6 protein-coding genes are annotated in these 4,437 nt (G+C 57.7%); 4 read left to right on the top strand and 2 right to left on the bottom strand.

The window, feature by feature from the left end; all coding sequences use genetic code 11:
- Positions 1-5 precede the first annotated feature (5 nt).
- Complete coding sequence (gene pyrG / locus CW742_RS07780; protein ID WP_292418766.1) at positions 6-1,469, bottom strand: glutamine hydrolyzing CTP synthase; 1,464 nt, start codon at positions 1,467-1,469, stop codon at positions 6-8.
- A 144-nt stretch (positions 1,470-1,613) separates the two neighbouring features.
- Here pyrG and CW742_RS07785 point away from each other — a divergent pair, with 144 nt between their 5' ends.
- Positions 1,614-2,309, top strand: a complete 696-nt coding sequence (locus CW742_RS07785) for a tetratricopeptide repeat protein (RefSeq protein ID WP_292418769.1) — start codon at positions 1,614-1,616, stop codon at positions 2,307-2,309.
- Positions 2,310-2,357: 48 nt separating this feature from the next.
- Here CW742_RS07785 and CW742_RS07790 read toward each other — a convergent pair whose 3' ends face one another.
- Positions 2,358-2,795 (bottom strand): PaaI family thioesterase, encoded by a 438-nt coding sequence (locus CW742_RS07790; protein WP_292418771.1) that lies wholly within the window; start codon positions 2,793-2,795, stop codon positions 2,358-2,360.
- Between the two features lie 96 nt (positions 2,796-2,891).
- Here CW742_RS07790 and CW742_RS07795 point away from each other — a divergent pair, with 96 nt between their 5' ends.
- From CW742_RS07795 to CW742_RS07805, 3 genes are all read left to right on the top strand, one after another.
- Positions 2,892-3,122: a hypothetical protein gene (locus CW742_RS07795; protein ID WP_292418774.1), complete on the top strand. Its 231-nt coding sequence runs from the start codon at positions 2,892-2,894 to the stop codon at positions 3,120-3,122.
- A 145-nt stretch (positions 3,123-3,267) separates the two neighbouring features.
- Positions 3,268-3,975 carry a dolichyl-phosphate beta-glucosyltransferase gene (locus CW742_RS07800; protein WP_292418776.1) on the top strand — a complete coding sequence of 236 codons (708 nt, stop codon included), beginning with the start codon at positions 3,268-3,270 and terminating at the stop codon, positions 3,973-3,975.
- A complete protein-coding gene (locus tag CW742_RS07805; protein ID WP_292418779.1) occupies positions 3,972-4,241 on the top strand; it encodes a M48 family metallopeptidase in 270 nt (89 codons plus the stop codon). The genes CW742_RS07800 and CW742_RS07805 overlap by 4 nt, the downstream gene beginning before the upstream one ends.
- Positions 4,242-4,437 lie beyond the last annotated feature (196 nt).

The following is a 4,437-nucleotide window of genomic DNA, read 5'->3' on the forward strand; positions in this document are numbered from 1 at the left end:
TTTTTCTACGACCGCCTACGCTCTCTACTCACACTTCCCCTCCCCGTCGGCGCGGACAGATGTGTATAAGAGCACGTTGCGATATATTCCGGGTTTACCTCGTACCGGTGCCGGTGCCGTTCGACAACCTGCTTCTCCCCGTAGAGTTTCCGGGCAAGGGTTCCGTCGCGGATATCGGCCGTGTAGTTGCCAAGCCGCATCGTCCCGCCCAGCTCGTTTACGTTCTCCTGCTCAGGAAGGATGGCGATCACGTGCGTCCCCTCGCCAAACTCCTCGCTCGTGGCATCGGCGATCCCCGCCTTGTTCCGGGCATACTCGACCGTTGCCAGCTGGAACCCGAGGCAGAGACCGAGGAAGGGAACCCTGTTCTCGCGGGCGAATTGTATCGCCTCTATCTTGCCCTCGATCCCCCGCTTGCCGAAGCCGCCCGGGATGAGTATGCCATCGTAATCCTTGAGGGAACACCGTTCGTACCGTTCGGCATCGAGCCAGGCGATCTTCACCTCGGTGGAGAGTGCCCGTCCCGCGTGCTTGAGCGATTCCTTGATGCTGATGTACACGTCCTCGATGCCGTACTTGCTGACGATGGCCACCGTCACGCGGTTCGTGTACTCCTTGTTGACGATACGGTACCACGTGGTGTCGGTCTCTTTCTTGTCAAGGCCGAGGTGGGCCGAGAGAACATCGTAAATTCCCTCCTTCTCCATCTCCATCGGGACAGCATAGGTGTCCGGGGCAGTGGCAGCCGAGATGACCGCATTCTGGGGGAGGTCGCAGAATGCCGAGATCTTGCGCTTGGTGTTGGCGCTCATCGGGTGCTCGCTCCTGCCGACGATGATATCGGCGTGAAGGCCCAGTTCCCGGAGTGCCTTCACCGAGTGCTGCGTGGGCTTCGTCTTCATGTCGCCCATCGTGTCTGCCGGGATAAGGGTCACGTGGATCAGGACATAGTCATGCTGGGGGAGTTCTCCCCGCATCTGGCGGATGGCCTCGAGGAAGGGCATGCTCTCGATGTCGCCGACAGTACCGCCGACCTCGACAAGGCAGATCTCCGCTTTAGTCCCGTCCGGGAACTCCTCCTCTGCCGCCTGGCGGATGCAGGCCTTGATCTGGTCGGTGATGTGGGGGATGATCTGCACGGTCTCGCCCAGGAAGTCGCCGCGCCGCTCTTTCTCGATCACCGTGCGATACACCTTACCGGTCGTGATATTGTGGGAAGCCGTGAGCTCGATATCAAGGAAACGCTCGTAGTTGCCGAGATCGAGGTCAACTTCGCTGCCGTCCTTTAAGACAAAGACCTCGCCGTGCTGTGCCGGGTTCATCGTGCCGGCGTCGATGTTTAAGTAGGGGTCGATCTTGACCGCGGTGACGCGGTAGCCCCGGTTCTTCAGGATCCTGCCGACGGACGCCGCCGTGATCCCCTTGCCCAGACCGCTCATCACACCGCCGGTAACAATGATGTACTTCACGTGATCTCCCCGATTGCTGTATAGGTTGCTCATAATCCGTATTAGTGTTATTGTACTGCGGCGGGAGACTGGTTTTTTATAAACATCCCGGATACCCATGCCAAGGAAGAAAGTTCATGTAGGCACACACGAAAAATAAGAGGCATGAAATCCAGGTATTTCCTGACCATTGTTGCTTTGGTCCTGATCGCAGCACTCACAATCCCTCCGGTTGCCGCTGCCACAGGTGCAGATCCTGCAACAGAATACTTCAACATGGCACAGGTTGCCATCGGTAATGGAGACTACAACCGGGCTGTCGGACTCTTTGACATGGCACTTGCCGAGAACACGACCCTGATCAGCCAGGGGGATACGCTCATGTACCTTTACAAGGACAAGGCGGCCGCTCTTGCGGACCTGGGAAAATATGACGATGCCCTTACGACAGTAAATGCGGGACTCGTACAGTTCAAGAGCAGCACCGGGATGTGGAATAACAAGGGGTACATCCTGTTCAGGATGGGCCGCTACAACGAGGCAGTCGATGCCTATAACCAGGCAGTAACGATCGACCCGGCATATGAGAAGGGATGGATCAACAAGGGCGACGCGCTCGTAAAGGCGGGAAGGGCTGGCGAGGCAATTGAAGCCTATAACAAGGCCCTCAGCCTGGATCCGGAGAGCAGCTCGGCAAAAGAAGGACTTGCAATGGCCCAGAAAGAAGCCGGATCCGGTTCAATGCTCATCATCCTTGTCGTCATTGTCATTGTAGCTGCGGGTGCAGCCGTGTGGTATATCAAGTTCCGTAAACCTGCAGGCAACGATGCTGGTCCTAAAAAGAGCGGAAAGAAAGAATAATTTTTCCTGATATTTCCGTTATCCTCTCTTTGAGGATTCCATTTCCGTTTATTTCGTTTCTTTGGTTACCGTGAATGCAGCAGAAGTCCGTGACAGCAGGAACCTCTCCCCGCCGTTGTCCGCCCAGACCTCGGCCTCGCAGAATGCTACCCGCCGCCCTTTCCTTATAACCCGGCCTTCGGCAGTGATCGATCCTTCGCGGGCACCCCGGATGAAACTGGTGGATTCCGAGATAGTGGCGATCCCTTCGCCTTCAGCCAGCTGCGTGTAGACAGCAAGCGCCATCGCCTCGTCCGCAAGCGCAACGAGCATCCCCCCCTGGAGCCAGCCGACACCGTTGTGCATGTCCGGCCGCACCTTCATCGCAAGCTCGGCCTTCCCATCACCGGCACTCACGACATCGATGCCCATCAGGCAGAAGAAAGGGTTGGCTGCCCGGCCATCCCGCTGGATCCGTTCACGATAGTTCATAGTCTTCTTATGCATCTTTTTACCCGGCGGGGATTAAGATTCCCCTTTTCGAGCAGGTTCACACTACGCAGGGTGCCGGGTTAATATGCCACAACGATCGACCTCTCCATCATGAAGGAGACGGAAACAAAGGAAATGCTCGCGGATCTCGTATGGCTGAACGCGGTTATTGCTACGGAACTGATCCAGATCACGGAAAATACTTCGGCAATTCTCCGGAAATCGGCTCCCCCGGCAAGCTGCCTCACCGAACATCATGCCCTGCGGGAAACAGCGCTTGCCATGGCAGAAAAATACCGGCCCGGCACGATGCTCTCCCAGCATCTCACAAAGCACCAGTAAGACCGGTGAATCCCCGTGTTACCACTAATGTTATTGGGAATCTTTCCCAACCATTATGCAGAATATCCTTTCACCCTTCCCTTTGCAGGGATCTCCTGCAGAGGATACCGGGACCGACCATGAAAGGCAGGCTGCTTTCCCCACCATGACACCAGATCCCGCGTTTCGTTACAGTCTCGTGATCCCCGCGTACAACGAGGAGTCGCGGATCCTCCCGCTTCTGGAGAGCATCGGGACGTTTGACGGGGAACTCATCGTTGTCTGCGACGGGACGGACCGGACGGCAGAGATTGTCAAAAAGACCGCAGCACGGCGCACGGACCTTGCCATCCGGTGCCTTGAGTTCGACCACCGGCTCGGCAAGGGAGGGGGCGTCCGGGCCGGGCTCTCTGCGGCACGGGCACCTCTGGTTGGGTATTTCGATGCCGATGGCTCAACCGGTATCGGAGAGATGCTCCGCCTTTTCTCCTCGCTCGGTTCGGCCGATGGTGCGATCGGTTCCCGCTGGGTCCCGGGCTCCAACCTTACGGTCCGCCAGGGGTGGATGCGGAGGGTGGAGAGCAGGGGGTTCAACCTGATCATGAGGATTCTGTACGGGCTTCCGTATCACGATACCCAGTGTGGTGCCAAGGTCTTCAGGAAAAAGGCGATCGATACGGTCCTGCCAATCCTTATCGCAGAGGGATTCGAGTTCGATGTCGAGCTGCTCTGGCGGCTCCGTTGTGCAGGTTACCGTATCATCGAAGTCCCCATCGAGTGGCAGAACAAGGGCGATTCGCGGGTGAAAAAGCGGGACATGATCGGAATGCTCTCGGGCCTCATCCGTATCCGCCTGCACCGGGGCAGGGCATGACCACACGGGGACCTGAAGATACCACAAGGGAGGCGTTCCGGCTTTTCGAAGACGGCCGGTTCCCGGAGTCGCTTGCCGTCTGTAACCGGCTGCTGGAGGAGGCAAAGGACCCTGCCCTCGAAGTCCTTGCGGCTACAAATCTCTTCCACATTGGCCGGTACGAGGATGCCGAGGTCTTCTTCCGCGACCTGGCTGTCAGGATGCCGGACTCATCCTATGTCCACAGTTACCTCGGAAAAGTGTTGGAAGCAAGGGGGGGAGGATGAGGCGACATCCGAGTACGCTGCGGCAGTCAGGCGGGACCCGGCCAACCAGAATGCTTTGAGGGGTTATGCCAATAACCTCTTCTCACAAACCGACTTCCGGGAAGCCTTGCCATTACTGCCCCATCCACGGAAACTGCCCGGAACGTATAAGGAACCCGTCAACCGGGAACGGTCGCCACTGGGTTCGGTAGGGTGG

It is taken from the genome of Methanoregula sp., assembly GCF_002835825.1.
GTDB lineage: Archaea > Halobacteriota > Methanomicrobia > Methanomicrobiales > Methanospirillaceae > Methanoregula.

Bases quoted from the DNA above. Each gene is read 5' to 3' on its own strand.
- CW742_RS07805 (WP_292418779.1), top strand. From the start codon at position 3,972: ATGACCACACGGGGACCTGAAGATACCACAAGGGAGGCGTTCCGGCTT.
- CW742_RS07800 (WP_292418776.1), top strand. From the start codon at position 3,268: ATGACACCAGATCCCGCGTTTCGTTACAGTCTCGTGATCCCCGCGTAC.
- CW742_RS07790 (WP_292418771.1), bottom strand. From the start codon at position 2,795: ATGCATAAGAAGACTATGAACTATCGTGAACGGATCCAGCGGGATGGC.
- CW742_RS07785 (WP_292418769.1), top strand. From the start codon at position 1,614: ATGAAATCCAGGTATTTCCTGACCATTGTTGCTTTGGTCCTGATCGCA.
- CW742_RS07795 (WP_292418774.1), top strand. From the start codon at position 2,892: ATGAAGGAGACGGAAACAAAGGAAATGCTCGCGGATCTCGTATGGCTG.